Here is a 19,790-nt window from a genome sequence, read left to right on the forward strand (position 1 = left end):
TTGAAAAAACTACTTTGTCTGATTACGGCTATCTGTCTTGTGGTTCCGTTTTTTGCGGATTATAACAGGCTTGGTATTCCAGATTCTTCAGAAATCCGAAAGGGACTTGAAGAACGCTGGTTTACCGCCCCTTTAAGTGAGGTTCGTGCTAATCAGCCGGAAATCCGTGCTAATAATAACGGCCAGAAATTTCAGATTCGTCTGGAAGAAAGTGAGACAACGTTTAATGTTTTTGTTTCCCCTCGAGCACTTATCAAAGTCAATGTATATTCTGATAAAGGAATGTATACCGAGGAACAGGAGCTTTACCCTGGAGATGTTGCTGGAAGCTGGGTACTTATCCGCGACAAAAGAACCGGAAAGCCGCTGCGTATCCGTTACTATTTTGTAAAAAACAGTGAAGTATTCATTCAGTTTACTCCTCAGGGAAAAATTGCCCTTGCAGATTTAGTAATTTTTGGTAATTACGCTGCTCGCGGTGTTCCTACAGGAATGTCATTTGAAAAATTCTACACAGCATCTTTTGAAGATGTGATGACAATAACAGAAACAAAACTTCCATGGAATTATGTTTTAGTTGATCCTCAGGTATATCACAGCATGAAACAGATGTGCGCTGTAATCCATGAAAAACTGCCTGAAATCTATTATGTGCAGGATGCTATGTATGATGAAAATCATGAGCTTGTGCATATTTCTAACGGGAAAAAGTTTGAAAAAGCAGAAATGACAGATTTCCCAAAGGAAAAACTTTTGTTATCATCTGCAGGTTTTGTAAAATGGATTGCAGACGGTCTTGTTGAACCGATTTCTGGCGGAGTTCTAAAAAGAGAGCCGCTTATTAAAGAGACTGTTTCCGTAAAAGATAACGGAAGACAGGGCGTGCTCTCTCAGAAATATGATCTTTTCTTTGCTCTCAACTGGGTAAGAAATCTTGCATCTGCAGTTGTATCTGTATATTCAGGAAAAACTTACATGTTTAATCAGTCTGGAGTAGATGTAAAACTGAATCCTTTTGCATCTTCTATTACAGAAAAAGGTGTTGCAAATACAGTTACCTTTGTTGAAAACTCCGGCCATACAGTTGCAGTTTTGAATTCGCTTCTTTATGTGCTTGCGGCAACAGAACCTGGTACATTGTATTTAGGTGCAATCAGAGGAACCGACAGAACTGTATCTCCAGAAATAATGGCTTTTAATGAATGTGTTGCGTTTTTCCCATATTTCCAGGATGACGGAGGCTTTGCCTGTACAGTCTTTATGAATGGACGGGAAATGACTCTTGAAAATTTCTGTTACTATTATGCTGATGACTTTGTTTATCTTACAAGGGTAAAATCGTCTGAAAGATTTTTCCCACAATAAAACTGTCCGATGGTTGATCAGGCGAACCCGTATTGAAAACATCGGAAAACTGATAAGAGTGGTTTTGATATGATGCCTTGCATCACTCAACCACCGGTAATTTATAAATATGAAACGATTTATTACTATATTTTTATTTCTGATTACAGGATTCTGTTTTGCACAGAATGCAGATACCGATATTCAGCTCTATAATGAAGTTTGTCAGAGTTTTGAAAATGGCTTTTATCCGGGCACAGTGAGTGCTGCAGAAAAACTGCAGAAAAGTTTTCCAGATTCAACTTTGATTCAGTCGGCTTTAATCTATAAAGGCGAATCTCTGGTTTATATGGAAAGTTTTGACGAGGCTGTTACTGCTTTAGAGTCAGCGCTCGTTCAAATGCATTCTGGTTCATCTGAAATAATTCACTGTAATTATCTTCTGGGGATTGCTTTTTACAATCAGAAAAAATATTCAGCTGCACTTGATAAACTTCATTTTGTCTGCAGCCTTTCTCTTAAGCAGAAAGATATGCGTTATTATGCGGACAGCATTCTTTATTCTGGCCGGGCTTTTTATGAACTGGAAAAACACAAGGATGCAATTCCGCTTTTTGAATATGTAGTTTCAAACGGAAACAGTTTTGATTCGGCTGAATATTCAGAAGCTCTTCAGAAACTTTTTATCTGTTATAACAAAACAGGAAATCCTTCAAAAACTGTAGCTTTATTTAAAAAGCTTTCAGAAAATGATTTTGAAAATGCTGTTTATATGAAACTCTGCTTTTATTATGGTGATGCCTGTGCAGCCTTAAAGAATAATAAGGATGCATATGAAGCATATAGCCGTGTACTTGCAGGTGGAGATGAAGCCGCTGCAATTGCAAATGACTTTTTGATTCGACTTGCAATTGATGAGTTTAAAGCTAAGAATTATGAGAAGACTGAAGAGTATCTTTCCAAAATAGAAATAAATGAAGAAAATGAAAATACAGATTTGAAATTATTTAAAAATCTGTATGAAGCAAAACTGCTTCTGGAAAAAGGAAATCCTGCTGAAGCAGAAAAAAAATTATCTGGTCTTGAATCAGCTGCAAAGAAATCTGTTGCAGATGGTGCTGCAGATGCTTACTATTCAACTCTTTTGCAATGTAAGCTGCAGAATGAAAAATGGGAAGAGATTCCTGGTGTTTATGGAAAAATAAAAACTCCTGCAGCATCAGACAAGTTTGCTGTTTCTTCATATTATTATAAGAAAGGTCAGTTTGAAAAAGTTGATTCTTCTTGTGGTGAACTTTATGCTTCTGCACTTTGTAAACTTGGGCGTTATTCAGAAGCTTGTTCAGAATATGCAAAACAAAACTCTGTGTCTTTTGATTATGCACTTGCGCTCTTTAGAACCGGCCGTTATGACCAGGCTGTAAAAATTGCAGATGCAGGTTCTGCAGGGGAAAAAGAATATCTTGCAGGACTGTGTTTTATAAATCTGAAAAAATGGAATAATGCGTCTGAGCGTTTTGCGGCGTATATCCGACAGAACTCTAACCGCACGGACTTTAAAAAGCTTTCTTTATATTACAAGGGATATGCGGAATATAATCAGGCAGAATTTAAAAATGCATATTCATCTTTTGTACGTTATTGTTTGGAAACTCAGGACGAACCGGGACCATATCTGCTGCGCGGTTATGAGTATGCTGTAAAGTCTGCGCTGCAGAGCGGCGATTTTAAGAACGCATCTGTTCAGGCTGCAAATCTCGTTCGTTATTCACAGGACGGAGAACAGAAACAGAAAGCTGTTGTTCTAAGTGCAGAGATTTTTGCAGATTATGGAGATTATGATGCAGCGATTCAGCTGCTCGCTCCATATACAAATGGACGTGATGAGTTTGCTGCTCAGTCTCTTTTTATGACAGCAAAACTTTATGAACGTCAGGGAAAGATTTCTCAGGCAGATGAAGGGTTCCGCCGTATTTATGAAGGATTACCTCGCTCAAGTTATGCAGAAGAATCAATGTATCGGGTAGGCGAGGTTTATTATTCGGCAGGAGATTATTCTCAGGCTTATTCACGTTTTAATAAATATGTTTACAAATATGCTTCGGGCCGTTTCAGTGACGCAGCAATGTTCTATTGTGCAGACTGTGCGCTCCGTCTTGGAGAAAACGACCGCTGCGTTATGTTAAATAAGACTTTACTGCAAAAGTGGCCGGCTAGTATCTATGCTTACGGTGCAAATAAAAATCTTCTGGAAGCATATTACAAGCAGGAGGAGTATTCTCAGGCACTGAGTGTTGCAAGAATTATGCTCCGCGATTTTGCACAGCAGGCTGCTGATGATGAAATTGGAAAGCGGGCCAAAGAACTCGAAAAAATCGTAAGCGGAACAGACCGCCGTGTTGCAGAAAAAGAAACTGAGTTTAATAAGCTTGGTGGTGCTGGAACTGCAGCAGGACGTAACGCTGGTACGGAGCTTGTCCGTCTGTATGCAGAAAGTTTGTCTACTCAGAATGAAGCTTATGAGCTTGCAGTAAAACTTCTGGCACGACAGACTGGTTCAGAAGAGCGCGCTGCTGCAGCCTATAATGCAGAGTTCATTGCAGAATACAGCCGCAAAAAAGGTGAAAATAAAAAGGCAGCAGAAATGTATCTTAAGGCTGCAGAATATTATAGAAGTGTAAAAGACAGTTCAGGGGCTGCAGCTGCACTTTATGGTGCGGCAGAAGCATTTGCAGCAGATGGTCTTAAGGGTGATGCCCGTGAGACAGCGGCATTACTGAAAGAACTTTATCCAAAGAGTATACAGGCAGAGCGTGTAGACCGTGTTACCGGTGATGCACGTAACTAATGGAGATATAAAATGAAAAAGAAATTATATGCGGTTATGACAGCTGCTTCAGTTTTAGCTTCCGGTATGTTTGCACAGAATATTGAACTACCGGAAGTAACAACTGTTATTTCTGGTGAGACAGAAAAAGCAGACGAAGATACACTCCCAGATTTTGGTGATGTTTTAAAGATACCGTCTGGAAGTGGTGGAGTAGAACCTGTACTTCCAGAGGTTGAAACTTCAGGAAATACAGAGGTCGCAGAAGGAAAATCAAGATCAGTAGAAAAGTCTGTTTATGCTGAAGGTTTTGTTGGTGGCGGATATCCGTTGTTCTTTATAGGAAATATTTCTGTTGCAAGAACTGTCGGCGCGAGTCCTTTTAAATTCAGTTTTGAACATGAATCTGCTCTTGCTTATGCAAATCATTCTGTAACAGATGGTTTTAATGACAGAACTACAAAACTTAGTGCGGAAAAAGAATATCACAAAAATAATGTTGACTGGTCTGCATCAGGTTTTTATAAATCATCGGCTGATGGTCTTCAGGGAAATGTATTTGAAGGCAGTTCTGAAATCGGACTTTTTAACCGCGACCTTTATAATGCAGAGAGCAACCTTTCGTATACTTTTGATAATGGTTTTTCTATTGGTGTTGAAGCTGGTGCCTGGCTTTATAACAGATATCCTGAAATTTCAACTTCATGGATAGAGAATGTTTTCTTCTATTCTCTTGAGCCTTCTGTTTTATTCCGTTGGGCAGGTCATGGTTTTGATACAGGTTTTACTATTGATTATGAATATGTCTCAGAGATATTAAAAAGCCATCGTGCAAAATTTATGTTAGACCTTCAGTGGAAAAATGATTTTGTAAAGTTATATGGTGATGCTGCTGCAGTTGTTGGAAAGAATGTTATGGAGAAATCTGTAATTGTTCCTTTTACTGTTGGTGTTGATGCATCGTTCCCTGTTTCTTTTTCTAACCGAAGAGTTTCAATTGCTGCTGAAGGAGGAATTGATTCCTTTAAGCCTAAGGCTTTTGAACTTGAAGAAAATTATAAATTTACAACAGTTCAATGGAATTTAACTGAGACTTCTGAATGGTTTGGAAAATTGAATATAGCTGTTCCTATTAAGACTTCATTTACCGGTAGTGCAGGCTTTGAATATCGTCAGACTGCTTTTGATAACGGTAGATGGATTCCAGGCTATGATTCAAATCTCCCAATTTACGGTTATGAGACTGGTGATTTCCAGGGACTTGCTACTGATTTTTCTGTTTCATATCACAAGGGAATTCTTACTGTAAGTGGAAAATGGCATTCTAACTGGATTGATGTTCCTGCAGATGAAAATACACAGAATGTAAAAATTACTGTAAATGTACAGGAAGAAAATACAAAGTGGGGAGTGAACTCAAGCTTTGAACTACCTATAAACGGAAGTGTTGAAACTCCGATTGTAGGAGCTGAAGGTTTTGTTCGTGTAACTCCTTCTGTTCGTGCAATTCTCAGTATTAACGATTTAATAAAATTGTTTAAAGGAGAGACCCGTACTTATGCCGGAAAATATGAGGCACGAGGTGGATCTGCAACTTTACTTTTAAAATTTATCTTTTAATAATTTCTGAACTTATGGATTTTTAAGGGGGTATATATGTTTCAGACATTAAAATCAGGTGGACCGTTGATGTTCCCAATTATCGTTTGTGGAATCATTGCGACCTTCATTATCATCGAACGATGTATTTATTTTTTTAATATCAATAAGCGTGATCAGAAACTTATGAGTGATCTGGATGGTTTTCTTGCTGCCGGAAATTTTGAGGCGTGTGCAGTTGCCTGTGCTCAGGCTGACACTCCGCTTTCTCAGGTTGTAAAAAAGGCTATGGATTGCCGCCGTTATGAGGAGCATGATTTACGCGAAGCTGTAGAAGCAGAGATGGATTTTGTGATTCCTTCTCTTGAGCATCTTTTGACTCCGCTTGGAACTATTGCAAATATCGCTACTTTGCTTGGACTTCTTGGAACTGTAACCGGTAACATTAAGGCTTTCGGTGTACTTGGTTCCGGCGGTTCAATGGGTGATCCAGCTCTGCTTGCAGGTGCAATTGCTGAGGCTCTTGTAACTACTGTTGCAGGCCTATGTGTTTCAATTCCATCTGTAATTTTTCATAACTATTTTGTTTCGCGGGTAAACCGCCGCGTTGTAGAAATGGAAGCACGTGTAACTTCTGTATTGCTTCGTCTTACCGGAAGAGTTCGCTAAGTTGCGAGGGTTGTGCTTATGAAACTAAAAACTAAGCGGGAGCGTATCCGTTCTAACGTTGATATGACTCCTATGATTGATATTGTATTCCAGCTGATTCTTTTCTTCCTGGTTTCTACTACATTTGCAACCTTGCCTGGAATCAAACTGAATCTTCCTCAGAGTCATACTTCTGAAGCTACCAGCCTTAAAGGGATTACAATTACTGCAGACAGCAACGGAGGTCTTTATTTTAATGATAAGGAAGTTTCGATGGCTGGCCTTGGTGAAGAGCTTTTGATTTTTGATACAGGAACAACGAAAAAAGAAGAGTTCCCTGTTTCTCTCGAAGCTGATTCTGACGTAACAAATGGAACTATCGTAAAGATTTTTGATGTAATTCGCGAAAGCGGTTACTGTGTTATAAATCTGAGGACAACGGCAGAAAAATGATAAATTATAGAGGAAAGCCTGTTTTAGGTCCGGACAGTTCAAGCAAAAACACAAGTGAGTTTTTTGCGCTTTCGGGCACTGTTCTGTTCTGGCTGCTTTTTCTGATTTTCTCATTTGTGATTAAACCTGAACCTAAGAAGCAGTACAAGGAAGTGCAGATTGTGCTTTCAAGTACTCCGGTTGTTCAGAAAACCGAAGAGTCTCCGGCTCCTGCAGAGCAGTCTGCGGCAAGTGCTGCAAGTTCAGAACCTGTGGTTGAGAAAGTAGTAGAGACACCAGCGCCCGCCCCGGAACCGGTAAAGAAAACTGTAGAAACTCCGGCTTCAAAAAAAGTTGAGACTCCAAAGCCTAAGGCACAGACACAGCCTAAGAAAGAGCCTGCTAAAACAACGACTACACAGAAGTCTGCTGCGAAACCGGCTGCAACTCAAAAACCAGCGGAGCCTGTTAATTATGCAAAATCTGTTGAAGAATTGATGGCAGAACAGTTTAATTCTAAATCGGCAGAAGATAAAATGAGAGATTTTGATAAAATGTTTGGTGATGACTCAGATGAGAGTGAACAAACTGATCAACCAGTAAGGGTTCAAGGAAAATCATCAATAAAAGATAATCCTGATGCAAGGGTTAATACAAATAATGGTGAATCGATAAAAAGTACTTCTAATAATGCTGATGATAAGTCTGCTAAGGGAAATCATTCAAGTGATTTGGATAAAATCAAAAACTCTGAAGGAACTGCAATTAGTAATAATGATACAGGTGCTGGAAAAAATCAAAATCCATCGAAAGGTAATGATAAAGAATCTCTTACGTGGAAAGATGGTGCAGGAGCAAGAAAACAATATAATCTCGATACAAAACTTTCAGAAGAAGCTAAGAAATCTATGCTTCTTACAAAAGCAATATCATTTAAGATTTCGTTTTCAGTTGATGCAAATGGTAATGTAATATCTTCAACTATTATAATTGCTAATGAATTTATGTTATCTGATATTATAAATAAAGAAATGAGACAGAAAATCAGCAGCTGGAAGTTTAGTACTGGTGAAGGTATTTCGAAAGCTGAATTTATCTGGACTTTATCTCCATCAAATTAATAAGAACAAAACGTTAGCGATGGGAGCCACGCCGAAGGCGGCCACCGCAAGCGAGCGAACGAAGTGAGCGAGTGCGGAGGCTGGAGCGAAGCGGAATGGCGGACGTAGCGACCCGACCGGAGGGAGGGGAACGTACTGTAAATTACCTATATTTTAAAATATAAACTTGTATGCTAGTATTTTAGTTGATAAAACGTTTGACAGATGCTATACTGAAATCATAAAAAACTGGATATAAATATTTCAGATATTCGAGGGTTCATAAATGGAAATGACTTTACGTTGGTACGGAACAGGTTTTGATTCCGTTACTTTGCAGCAGATTCGCCAGGTACCGGGGGTACACGGCGTTATTACAACTTTGTACGATTCTGTTCCTGGCGATGCATGGGAACTTGCTGCTATTCAGAAAATCAAAAAAGAAGTACAGGATGCTGGTCTTAAGATTGCCGGTATTGAAAGTGTAAATATTCACGACGACATTAAGATTGGCGGCGGTGATCGCGATAAGTATATCGAAAACTACATTAAGACTTTGGAGCGCCTTGGTCAGGAAGATATCCACATGGTCTGCTACAACTTTATGCCTGTTTTCGACTGGACTCGTTCTGAGCTTGCCCGCGTTTGTGAGGACGGTTCTACTGTTCTTGCTTACAATTCTAAGGCTATCGACGGCGTAAAACCGGAAGAAATGTTTGCTTCTATTGATAAGGATTCGAACGGATTTATTCTTCCTGGATGGGAACCTGAGCGTATGGCTCGTGTAAAGGAATTATTCCAGATGTACAAGGAAGTTGATGAAGAAAAACTTTTCAACAACCTTGTTTACTTCCTTAAGGCTATTATGCCTGTCTGCGATAAATACAATATTGATATGGCAATTCATCCGGATGATCCTGCATGGCCTGTATTCGGCTTGCCTCGTATCATCACAAGTCAGGATAAGGTTTGCCGCATGCTTAAGGCTGTAGACAATCCTCACAACGGTTTGACTTTCTGTACCGGTTCATACGGTACTAACCGCAAAAATGATCTTTGCGAATTCATTAAGGCTGCTCAGGGACGCATTCACTTTGCTCACGTTCGCAACCTTAAATTCAATACTGCAATTGATGATCCAGTTCTCGACTTCCAGGAGTCTGCTCATCTTTCAAGTACTGGTTCTTTTGATATATTCAAGATTGTAAAGACTCTTTATGAAACTGGTTTTGATGGAATTATCCGTCCTGACCACGGTCGTATGATCTGGGGCGAAAAGGCTATGCCTGGTTATGGTTTGTATGATCGCGCTCTTGGTGCTACTTACCTTCAGGGACTTTGGGAAGCCTGCGAAAAAACAATTGACCGCAGCAATGTAAAGCTGTATCGCTAGTCTATAACTTAATTTTATAGAAAGGAGAGGAGCAATTCCTCTCCTTTTTTTATAGTTTATGTTATACTGAATCCATGAAAACAATAACTTTAGGTTCAACGGGAATCACTGTTCCTCAGAATGCATTTGGGGCGCTTCCGGTTCAGCGTGTTAATATGGATACTGCTGTTCAGATGTTGCGAAAGGCTTATGACGGTGGCATGCGCTTTTTTGATACAGCCCGCGCTTATTCTGACAGTGAAGAAAAAATGGGCGAGGCTTTTGGCAAGTGGAATAGTCCAAAACGTGACCAGATTTTTATTGCAACAAAATCAACTGCAGAAACTCCGGAAAAACTTCGTGCAGACCTTGAAACTTCTCTTCGAAATCTGAAAACTGACTACATTGATATCTATCAGCTTCATTGTGTAAAACAATGCTACCGTCCGGGTGATGGTACTGGTCTTTACGAAGTTTTACAGGAAGCAAAAGCCCAGGGGAAAATCCGCCACATTGGAATTACTGCTCACAAAATCGGAATCGCAGAAGAAATTGCAGAAAGTGGCCTTTATGAAACTCTTCAGTTTCCTTTTTCATATCTTGCGACTGAACGAGACATTGCCCTGGTAGAAAAGTGCCAAAAAAACAATGTGGGCTTTATTGCAATGAAAGGGCTCTCAGGTGGTCTTTTGACAAACTCGCGAGCATGCATGGCTTTTATGCTTCAGTATCCGGTTTTGCCAATCTGGGGAATCCAAAAGGAATCTGAACTTGATGAATGGCTGAGTTATTTTGATGCTGAACCTGAAATGACTCCTGAACTCGACGCCCTTATCAAAAAAGATCGTGCAGAACTTCTTGGTGATTTCTGCCGTGGCTGTGGCTACTGTTCTCCTTGTTCTGTAGGAATCGTTATAAATCAATGTGCCCGAATGAGTCAGATGATTCGTCGTGCACCTTCTGAGAACTGGCTTACTATGCAATGGCAGGAAGAGATGATGAAGATTGAACGGTGTACCGAGTGTGGTGCATGTATGAAGCGCTGTCCTTATGAACTTAAAATCCCAAGCCTGCTCAAAAAGAATCTTGCTGATTATAAAGAGATCCTTGCTGGAAAAATCATATAAAACTTCTTTTGTTGTGGGGTAAAAATGAAAATAAATAAACAAAAAATATCACTATTGTTTTCAGTATTTTTTGCTTGTTATCTTTGGGCTGTTCCTGGGGCTGATGAAGCCTCTTTAATAGAAATGTCTTCTCCTCAATTAATCAAATTGATGGGAAACGGAATTAATCTTGGAAATACAATGGAAGCTGCAGGACCATGGCTTGGTTATGGACATGCTCAGGTAACAGATTATGAAAAAGCCTGGGGGCAGCCTGTAACAACTAAGAAAATGTTTGAGGCTATGAAAGCTGCTGGATTTGACAGCGTACGGATTCCTGTGGCGTGGACTCACACTATGGACTGGAGCCGTGGCAAGTTTACAATCAGAAAAGATTATCTGGATCGTGTTGCACAAGTTGTGGACTGGGCATTGGAATCTGATTTGTTTGTCATTATTAATGACCACTGGGATTATCAATGGTGGGGAATGTTCAGCCATGATGAAGCTTTAGCCTGGAAGATTTATGAAGCAATCTGGAGTCAGGTAGGGGAGCGTTTTAAGAATTATTCTTACAGACTGATTTTTGAAGGCGGAAACGAAGAAATTGGAGACAGATTAAATGATGTTGTTGATACAAAAGTTGACAGCAGATTAGATGCTTCTATCAAATATAGTACAAAAGGAAAGCTTACTGAAAATCAATGTTATGCTCTTTCAGAAAAAATCAATCAGAAATTTGTTGATATAATCCGCTCGCAGGGTAGCAATAATTCAAAACGTTTTCTTTTAATTCCCGGATACAATACAGATATAGATAAGACTTGTGATTCCAGATTCAAAGTGCCTTCAGATAAAACTAATTCAGTTCAAAAGCTGATTATTTCTGTTCATTATTATAAGCCGGAAACTTATTGTCTTGTGAATGATCCTAAAAACAGCTGGGGATATATGGATTCCTGGCCGGGATATGACAGTAACTTCAATACTGATTCAAAACAAAATTACTGGTTTAGAAAGCTGAATAAGTTTACAGAACAGGGCTATGGTGTAATTATCGGTGAATATGGTGTTTCTACAAAAAAGGATGGTTCAAAAAAGCAGGGAATGGAAGCATGGATGACAAGTGTTCTTGAAAACTGTGAAAAGTATAATTATTGCCCTATGCTTTGGGACTGCAATACATTCTTTAAGAAGAACGGAAACATACTAGGTTTTACCGATTCTGATATTGCGGCTGTGTATTTATCTAAATGATTTGTAGATTAAATATAACTAATATGCTAGAATACTAGTTACGAGGATTATTATGAAATTAACTATTGAAGGAATAAAAAATACTGCGGAGTGGGAAGCAAAAGGTTACTCACTTCCAAAATTTGACCGTACTGCTGTAGAAACTGCAACTAAAGCAGAGCCATTCTGGATTCATTTTGGTGCGGGAAATATTTTCCGTGCGTTCCAGGCTAATATTGTTCAGAATCTTTTGAATGACGGTGTGCTTGACCGTGGTCTTGTAGTAGCAGAAGGTTACGATTATGAAATCATCGAAAAGATGTACCGTCCACACGACAATATCGGAGCTCTTGTAACTTTGAAGTCTAGCGGCTCTGTTGAAAAAACAGTTGTGGGCTCTATTATGGAAGCTCTTGCTGCCGATTCAGAAAACGAAAAAGACTGGGCTCGTCTTTGCGAAATCTTCCGTTCTCCATCCCTTCAGATGGTTACTTTCACAATCACTGAAAAAGGATATTTATTGCGCAATGCAGCCGGTGTTATGATGCCTGGAGTTGAAGAAGATTTTGCTCAGGGACCTGTACTGCCTAAATCATATATTGGTAAGGTTGTGACTCTTCTCCACGAACGTTATGTAAACGGTGAACTTCCAGTTGCTATGGTGAGCATGGATAACTGTTCGCATAACGGTGATAAATTGTATGCTGCCGTAAATGAGTTTGCAAAAGAGTGGGAGACACGTGGTGTTTGTAAGCCAGGTTTCCTCGAATATGTAAACAATGCTTCGAAAGTAAGTTTCCCATGGACTATGATAGATAAAATCACTCCACGCCCGGATGCAAAAATTGAAAAGATTCTTGCTGATGACGGAATCGAACAGCTTGAGCCTGTAATCACTTCTAAGAAAACTTATGTTGCTCCTTTTGTAAATGCAGAAGAGTGTCAGTATCTTGTAATTGAAGACAGCTTCCCTAACGGTCGCCCGGAGCTTGAAAAGGCTGGTTTGTATTTTACAGACCGTGCAACTGTAGACAAGGTTGAAAAGATGAAGGTTTGTACTTGTCTGAATCCTCTTCATACTTTCCTTGCTGTAAGCGGTTGTCTTCTCGGCTACACCTTGATTGCAGATGAAATGAAGGATGAAGATTTGCTTCGTCTTGTAAAACGCCTTGGCTACGAAGAAGGGCTTCCTGTTGTTGTTGATCCTGGAATTATTAAGCCTCGTGAGTTTATTGATGAGGTTGTAAATATCCGTATTCCAAATCCATTTATGCCGGATACTCCACAGCGCATTGCCTGTGATACTTCTCAGAAACTGAGTATTCGTTTTGGTGAGACTATTAAGGGCTACCTTGGTCGCAGCGACCTCCACGTTGCAGACCTTAAGGTGGTTCCTCTTGTATTTGCTTTGTGGCTGCGCTATCTTACAGGAATTGGTGATGATGGTAATCCGTTTGAACTTAGTCCTGATCCACTTCTGGATGAGTGCAGAAAGTATGTGCCGGGAGACATCGATTCGTTGTTACACCGTGCAGAGATTTTCGGTGTAGACCTGTTTGAAGCTGGCCTTGCTGATAAGGTAAAGGAATATTTTGCAAAATTAAATTCCGGTAAGGGTACTGTTCGAAAAACTCTAAAAGAGATATAATAAGCAGTATAAGTAAAAATGGTTGCACGACTCGTGCAACCATTTTTTTTTGAATAGTATTCAGGAGTTTTATTTATGACTAAATCTCAGAAAGCAGCGCTTGTTTTAAATTGTCTTGTTGTTGTATTTACAATTTTCGCAACTATCTGTGTTATTATTGGATTTAAGTTTATGCAGGATATTTCTGTCCTTTCAGAAAAGAACTTTAAGTCTTTCCGTTATTTTACAAATTTATCTAATATTCTGGCGGCAATTGTTGCTGTTATTTACATTGTTTTCAAATTCAGTCCAGCTGGAAAAAATACAGAGAAGCTTCCTTGCTGGTTATATCTGCTGAAAATTGCATCAACTGACGCTGTTGCCTTTACAATGTTCATTACTGTTTTCTATCTGGCACCAACTTCAAAAACTGGTTATTTTTCGCTTTTTATGAATTCAAATCTTTTCATGCATTTTGTAACACCAATGCTGTGTATCATCAGTTTTATATTTTTTGAAGCTGCTGAAAAACCTTCCTTTAAGTTGAGTTTTGCCGGTATAATTCCAATGGCTCTTTATGCTTCTGTTTATACTCCGAATGTACTTCTTCATCTTAATAATGGAAAACCCGATCCTGCTTACGACTGGTATGGTTTTCTTGCTTTCGGTTTGAACACTATCTGGATTGTACTTCCTCTACTGGTTATAACTGCATGGCTTATTGCACTTGGACTGTGGGGAGCAAATAAGAAATTTGCTTCAAGGTAATTTATTAAAGAATGTCTTTATTGTGAAAACTGTAAAATAATCTATAATTTAAAAAAAGGATATATAGATGACATTTTACAGAATTCACACAGCAGATATTGCTTATATTACCCAGCAGCCTCGCGGCCTGTTTACTGCAATTGGTAAACTTGTAGATTCAAAAACTCTCACAGAAGAAGAAACTGCTGAGTACTGGAAGAACCGCGAATATTTTGAAAAGGTTCTGCCGGTTCCGCCTTTTTATGAGCAGGGAAATCCAGAGCACGCAACTACCTGGTTCAAGGATACTCCACAGGGAAATGACATTTACCGCCAGATGACTTTTTATCGTGAGATGGCAAAAAAGTACGGATTAAAACTTTACATGTCAAAGTGTTCTGAAGTTCCTGGTGAAATTATTTACGAGGATGATTTTCAGATTGCAGTTAAGAATCTGAAAGAAAATATTCAAATAGAAGTTGTAGAAGTTTAATGGTATTCAGATCTTAATTTGCATCAAAGAAATCCAGAATAACTGTGTTGCCGTCTATTCCGTTAATCTGTTCGGTAGGCCAGAAGTGATGGCTGTCTTTTACAAGCAGATGCCACACCTGGCAGTCTTTATTTCCAGAATTCCATTTTGTGAGCTTTGAGCCGCGGGCAACATTTTCCACAGCAATAGTTTTCAAACCGTTTGAAAGTGCCCAGTAATCCATAACATCTTCAATTGCAGGATCGCGTGAATTGTTTACTGTGCCGTCAAATCTCTTTGGAACAACATCATCTTTTTCGCCTGTAATCTGCATAACGCCAATGTGATTTTTTCTGTTCCTGTTGTTCCAGACCTTTTCAGGCATTTTTCCTGCAACACATGCAACCGCACGGAAAGTATTTCCTGCTTCCATTGCAAGCCTGTGTATCATAAATCCACCGTTTGAAAAGCCTGCTGCAAAAGTGCGTTCTTTATCAAAGCCATATTCTTTTTGAAGATATTCTGTAAGCGCCACAATAAACTCAACATCAGGATTACCTTTTGCAGCAATTCCCGAGTTCCATCCAAGTCCACCCGTTTTTTCATATTTACTGATTGAGCCGGTTACATAAACTGCCGCATAACCGCGTGAGTTAGCTTCTTTATGAAAACCCGTAGTAAAACGAAGATGATCTGCCGTATTACTGTAGCCGGGAAGGAGGATTACAAGGGGAACTGATTTTATTGCATCGTTTTTTGAAGTATCTTTCTGGACAGGTAATTCAACTATAAAATCATGTTCAATGCCATCAAAGGTACATGTAAAGGTATCGCTGTTGAGCTGGTTGATGTTTTCGAGGTTAAGATTCCGGCTAACTGATTTTTTTTGATTACAGCCAATAAATAAAAAAAGAGAAATAAAAGAGAACAATAAAATAAATGTTTTTTTAAACTTCATCTTACATATTATTATATCACAATTCTGATTTTACAGTATAAACAGATGTTAACTACCTCATAAACCCAATATTAGGTTCCTCACTTTAGTATTGTTTTCTTTCTGTCATGCTTTATGATTTGCAGCGTGAGGTTTTTATGAAAAAATTATCGTTTATCTTTTTGATAATGCTAATGGCATTTACTGAAAATTGTTTCGCTAAGGCCAAAGATGGAATAGAACTTCCTTCTGAACGTATTCAAAAGTTTGAAACATATCTGGATGAATTAGCAGAAGTTTATCACATTCCCGGAATGGCTTTCTTTATTACAAGCCCGGACCATACGCTTTTTGAGAAGGCATATGGTGAATGTACAAGTTTAGATCAGCAGTTTTTTATTGGATCTATGAGTAAGTCGTATACTGCGCTTTGCGTAATGCAGCTTGTAGAGAAGGGTAAGATTAAGCTTGAGGATGATATTTCTGTTTATCTGCCGGATTATAAGTTTTCAAAGCCTGTTACAGTGCTTTCTCTTTTGAATCATACAAGTGGTTTTGATACTCATGCAAAACTCCATAATGCGAAACTTACGAAGTCTTATGGTAAATATGAATATGCTAATGTAAATTATGATTTGCTTGGAAAAATTATTGAGAAGGTAAGCGGAATGGCTTATGAAGACTATATTAAACAGAATGTTTTTAATCCTCTGGAAATGGAAGATTCAAATGCGAATGCCAGGAAGGTAAAGAATAGTCCTAAACTATTGAGGGGAAACAGAAATTATTTCGGCTTTTTCAAAAGAGAAGAGGCTATATATCCTGTTGAAAAATCGTGGTTTCATGAACCTGCTGGTTATATCGCTACAACACCACATGACCATGCAAAATATTTGAGGATGTATCTGAATGAAGGAGTTGTTGAAAACAGACAGACTGGTAAAAATCAGATTATTTCTCAGGAAAGTATTAATTCCATGTGGTACAAAAATGTTTCGTTAGGTGTAAATGAATATGATGCTTATTATGGTATGGGCTGGAATTTTATGGAATGGAAGGGGCAAAAACTTGTTTTTCATGGGGGACAGGTTGAAAATGGAATTACCTATATGTTTATTTTACCAGATGAGAAGCTTGGAGTCTGTTTTATGCTGAATGCAAGTGACCAGTTTGGCTTAAATAATCTTATGGATAATGCAATCTGAGATAGCCTTTCAATTATTCGTGGAGAAGAACCTGAGAAAATTAATCATAAATCTTATGTTCTGCTGCATATTATGATTGATGCTGTTTACCTTTGTATGCTTTGTTTTTCTATTTTTATACTCATTAGATCAATAAAAACAAAAAGATGTATCAGTATAATATTTGCTGTAAGCTGCTATATTATCTGGCCGCTATTGTTAATCTTTTTTACAAAAATATTTGTACAGACCCCACTCTGGGTGGTACAATTATTTGTTCCAGATTTGTATATTATAATAATATTAAGTGTGATTCTTTCGGTTGTCGCAGGAATCATAAAAGTAATAAAAGTTATAGGGAGATAAAAAATGAAAAAAGTAATAGCCATTTTACTTGCAACTGTTTTAACTGTTTTTGGAGTTTTTGCTCAGGATGATAATAATGATGCAGAGAAAAAATCTCCATTTAGTCTTGCGCTTCAGACAGACTTCGCTTACCATCCGAAAGCTGAATTTATTACAGGAGATACTCATTATGCCCCGATTACCGGAGTCTATGATGGAGTGGAAGCCTGTACAACTTTGACTGCTGCATATAAGCTGAATACACCTCTTGGAGAACACTGGCTGGTTTCTGACGCTAATGTTACTTTTCGTGGTGCATTAGAACTTACTCCAATTTCATTAAAGCAAAAGTTAAGTATTGAATTTACACCTGTGCCATTTTTGATTTTTTCGGCCGGAGGTTCAATTGGTTGGGGCTGGAATATAGGACCAATTGAAGGTTTGTGCGAAATGAATAAAGCAACTTATGAATACGAACCAATCTCAACTATATCACATCCTTATTATGAGGCATGGGGTACAGTAACTTTCCAGTTTGATACAGGCGCTCTTATTCCAGGAGACTGGAGTCATGTTGTTTTGCTCGCATCCTATACAACAATTTATTTTGGAATTGCAGGTTTAGAAAGCGACAGTCTGTATGAATGGCAGTGTTCAAAATATCAGGTACGTGGTTTAGCTTATCAGGCTCAGTGTATTTTAGGTTATCAGATGCCACTTCCAATAAATCTTGCAGGAGTTATGTTCAAGGCTGCCGGATATTATAATGGTGATGCTTATGGAGTGTATAATGATGTTTTTGATGGGGATTTTCCGGAAATCTCAATAAGCCCACTCGTACAGTTTAAAATTGGTAAAAAAGATAATCTGATTTGTCTGTTTGATTTCTCAAGCCGCCGAAGCTTTGAAAATAAAATTGAAAAAGAAAGTGATATCTTAAATACTAAAGTAACAGGACGTGAATGGTACTTTAAGCGCTTTGCAATTAGCTGGACTCATACTTTTATGTAATGAAAAAGCTGAATTACTTTTTATAAATAATTTTAGCATTTGAATAAATTGAAAGAAAACCGATGCGGTCGCCAGTTTCAAGAATATGATAGATTTTATTGAGCCTGTTCTGAACAGTGCCAAGAGTCAGTTCATAGTCAATGGCGATCGCTTCGTATTTAACTCCCTGCTGTACGAGAATAAGCCATTTTGCATCTCGTTCTGTAGTTTCGGAATAATCTGCAATATTCAGAATCTTGTCTGTTGACGTCTGCGCTTTCATATATTCATACATTATGTAAATGATACAGAAGGTAATAAGCAGTATCTGCAGAATCTCAAGAAGCTGTTCTGCAAAATAAGCCCATCCAAAGCGAAGATAAAGCAAAACCGGAATCAGATAAATCAGAACCATACCAGAAATTTTAATTGCTTTATGACAGTTGAAAAAGCCGCGGATCCATAAAAGAATGGCAGCAAGTTCCAGAAAGATTATGGGATAAGCTGGATTTGCATTTCCAATTGCGTTTGAAACTGAATATAGAATAAGTGGTGGGACAAATAAAGCAAGTTTCTGCGGATTTCGTATAACAAAAATCAGAATTACAATACTTACAGGTCCACATATAAGTCCGAAAATACATGGGTAATCATGATTCAAAAATACATCGAAAACAGCGTGTCCGGTCAGATAACAAAGAATTCCGATAAAAATGATAGAAGTTATGCGAATAAATAATAAAAACTGTTTCGAATAGAAGGATTTCATGTTTTAATTATATAACATAATGGAAACATAAGAAAAGTGTTTCCAAAATCATTGTTATAAAACACAAAAAAAAATATAATTTGACGAACTGGAGAAAACAATGACAAAAAAGACAATTAAAAATTTAAAAATCTGTACAGTACTGTTTATCGTGCTGGTTATAACTGGACTTTGGATAGGAATGCTTATTTCTTATAAGTTCAATTTCTGTAATCGTTATATTACGCCTGATGAAGACAGACTTTATGTTGAAAATTTTGAAGGACTTACAAGAACAAGATATGATTTTAAGTCAAATAAAGGACAGCGTCTTGCCGGTTATATGTATAATATTGGCAATGATGAGAAAAAAGGTATAGTTGTTTTTGCACATGGTTTTAGCGGAGGCGGACACAACAGATATACAGATATCATAAATTATTTTGCTAAAAACGGATATTCTGTATTTGCCTATGATGCAACCGGAAATGATGAAAGTGAAGGTTTTGGAAAAGATCAGGTTGTGGGTGGTCTTCCACAGGGAGTAATCGATTTAGATTATGCAATTTCCTTTGTTGAAAACAGTGGAAATTTTGAAAAACTCCCGATTGTTTTATTTGGACACAGCTGGGGTGGTTTCAGTGTCAGCAGTGTTACTGCCTATCATCCGGAAGTGAAGGCTGTTGCCGAGGTTGCAGGCTTTAATGATTCACCTGGAATGTTTGTTGCAGGTGGTAAAAAAATCGCCGGTAATCTGGTACTTTTCTTTGTTCCATTTTATAGAATCTTTGAAGCCTGTAAGTATGGAAAGTATGCAACTGCAAGTGGCGTAAAAGGTTTTTCTGCTACAGATGCAAAAGTTATGATTATTCATAGTATGGATGATGCAACAGTACCTCCTGAATATGGATATAAAATCTACTACAGAAAATTTAAGGATAATCCGCGTTTTACCTTTGTTCCAAATGAGGATAGAGGTCATACCGGACTTTTGCGTTCTAATGAACTCCCTGATGAAGATTTATTTAAGCGTATCCTTGCAATGTATGATTCTGCAGTAAAAGAATAAGGATTGT

The 19,790-nt window shown here is 38.3% G+C and carries 17 protein-coding genes; 15 read left to right on the forward strand and 2 right to left on the reverse strand.

Features of this window, described 5'->3' with window-relative positions; all coding sequences use genetic code 11:
- The 12 genes from BMY21_RS08000 (at nucleotide 1) to BMY21_RS08055 (ending at nucleotide 14,531) form a co-directional block, all read left to right on the forward strand.
- Nucleotides 1-1,365, forward strand: a complete 1,365-nt coding sequence (locus tag BMY21_RS08000) for a DUF8515 domain-containing protein (protein WP_074642609.1) — start codon at nucleotides 1-3, stop codon at nucleotides 1,363-1,365.
- A gap of 109 nt (nucleotides 1,366-1,474) precedes the next feature.
- Nucleotides 1,475-4,192: a tetratricopeptide repeat protein gene (locus BMY21_RS08005; RefSeq protein ID WP_074642611.1), complete on the forward strand. Its 2,718-nt coding sequence runs from the start codon at nucleotides 1,475-1,477 to the stop codon at nucleotides 4,190-4,192.
- Between the two features lie 12 nt (nucleotides 4,193-4,204).
- Nucleotides 4,205-5,791 (forward strand): hypothetical protein, encoded by a 1,587-nt coding sequence (locus BMY21_RS08010; RefSeq protein ID WP_074642613.1) that lies wholly within the window; start codon nucleotides 4,205-4,207, stop codon nucleotides 5,789-5,791.
- Nucleotides 5,792-5,827: 36 nt separating this feature from the next.
- Entirely contained in the window at nucleotides 5,828-6,439 is a 612-nt protein-coding gene (locus BMY21_RS08015) for a MotA/TolQ/ExbB proton channel family protein (protein ID WP_074642616.1), read from the forward strand.
- Nucleotides 6,440-6,457: 18 nt separating this feature from the next.
- A complete protein-coding gene (locus BMY21_RS08020) occupies nucleotides 6,458-6,871 on the forward strand; it encodes an ExbD/TolR family protein (protein ID WP_074642617.1) in 414 nt (137 codons plus the stop codon).
- Nucleotides 6,868-7,971, forward strand: a complete 1,104-nt coding sequence (locus BMY21_RS08025) for a hypothetical protein (RefSeq protein WP_074642620.1) — start codon at nucleotides 6,868-6,870, stop codon at nucleotides 7,969-7,971. Before BMY21_RS08020 ends, BMY21_RS08025 begins: the two co-directional genes overlap by 4 nt.
- A gap of 265 nt (nucleotides 7,972-8,236) precedes the next feature.
- Nucleotides 8,237-9,343, forward strand: coding sequence for a mannonate dehydratase (gene uxuA, locus BMY21_RS08030; RefSeq protein ID WP_074642622.1), 1,107 nt, complete (start codon nucleotides 8,237-8,239; stop codon nucleotides 9,341-9,343).
- 74 nt (nucleotides 9,344-9,417) lie between these two features.
- Complete coding sequence (locus BMY21_RS08035; RefSeq protein WP_074642625.1) at nucleotides 9,418-10,449, forward strand: aldo/keto reductase; 1,032 nt, start codon at nucleotides 9,418-9,420, stop codon at nucleotides 10,447-10,449.
- A 24-nt stretch (nucleotides 10,450-10,473) separates the two neighbouring features.
- Entirely contained in the window at nucleotides 10,474-11,685 is a 1,212-nt protein-coding gene (locus BMY21_RS08040; RefSeq protein ID WP_074642628.1) for a glycoside hydrolase family 5 protein, read from the forward strand.
- 52 nt (nucleotides 11,686-11,737) lie between these two features.
- Nucleotides 11,738-13,312, forward strand: a complete 1,575-nt coding sequence (locus tag BMY21_RS08045; protein ID WP_074642630.1) for a mannitol dehydrogenase family protein — start codon at nucleotides 11,738-11,740, stop codon at nucleotides 13,310-13,312.
- A gap of 75 nt (nucleotides 13,313-13,387) precedes the next feature.
- Nucleotides 13,388-14,059: a hypothetical protein gene (locus BMY21_RS08050; protein ID WP_074642633.1), complete on the forward strand. Its 672-nt coding sequence runs from the start codon at nucleotides 13,388-13,390 to the stop codon at nucleotides 14,057-14,059.
- 67 nt (nucleotides 14,060-14,126) lie between these two features.
- A complete protein-coding gene (locus tag BMY21_RS08055) occupies nucleotides 14,127-14,531 on the forward strand; it encodes a hypothetical protein (RefSeq protein ID WP_074642635.1) in 405 nt (134 codons plus the stop codon).
- A gap of 13 nt (nucleotides 14,532-14,544) precedes the next feature.
- On the opposite strand, the gene BMY21_RS08060 is transcribed toward BMY21_RS08055, so the two are convergent.
- Nucleotides 14,545-15,468 carry a CE1 family esterase gene (locus tag BMY21_RS08060; protein WP_074642637.1) on the reverse strand — a complete coding sequence of 308 codons (924 nt, stop codon included), beginning with the start codon at nucleotides 15,466-15,468 and terminating at the stop codon, nucleotides 14,545-14,547.
- A gap of 173 nt (nucleotides 15,469-15,641) precedes the next feature.
- Here BMY21_RS08060 and BMY21_RS08065 point away from each other — a divergent pair, with 173 nt between their 5' ends.
- Entirely contained in the window at nucleotides 15,642-16,652 is a 1,011-nt protein-coding gene (locus BMY21_RS08065) for a serine hydrolase domain-containing protein (RefSeq protein ID WP_218141038.1), read from the forward strand.
- 348 nt (nucleotides 16,653-17,000) lie between these two features.
- Nucleotides 17,001-17,987: a hypothetical protein gene (locus BMY21_RS08070; RefSeq protein ID WP_074642642.1), complete on the forward strand. Its 987-nt coding sequence runs from the start codon at nucleotides 17,001-17,003 to the stop codon at nucleotides 17,985-17,987.
- A gap of 13 nt (nucleotides 17,988-18,000) precedes the next feature.
- Here BMY21_RS08070 and BMY21_RS08075 read toward each other — a convergent pair whose 3' ends face one another.
- A complete protein-coding gene (locus BMY21_RS08075; protein WP_074642645.1) occupies nucleotides 18,001-18,735 on the reverse strand; it encodes a hypothetical protein in 735 nt (244 codons plus the stop codon).
- A 100-nt stretch (nucleotides 18,736-18,835) separates the two neighbouring features.
- Here BMY21_RS08075 and BMY21_RS08080 point away from each other — a divergent pair, with 100 nt between their 5' ends.
- On the forward strand, nucleotides 18,836-19,783 hold the full coding sequence (locus BMY21_RS08080) for an alpha/beta hydrolase family protein (protein WP_074642648.1): 948 nt from the start codon (nucleotides 18,836-18,838) through the stop codon (nucleotides 19,781-19,783).
- Nucleotides 19,784-19,790 lie beyond the last annotated feature (7 nt).

It is taken from the genome of Treponema bryantii (assembly GCF_900111035.1).
Classification (GTDB): Bacteria; Spirochaetota; Spirochaetia; order Treponematales; family Treponemataceae; genus Treponema_D; species Treponema_D bryantii_C.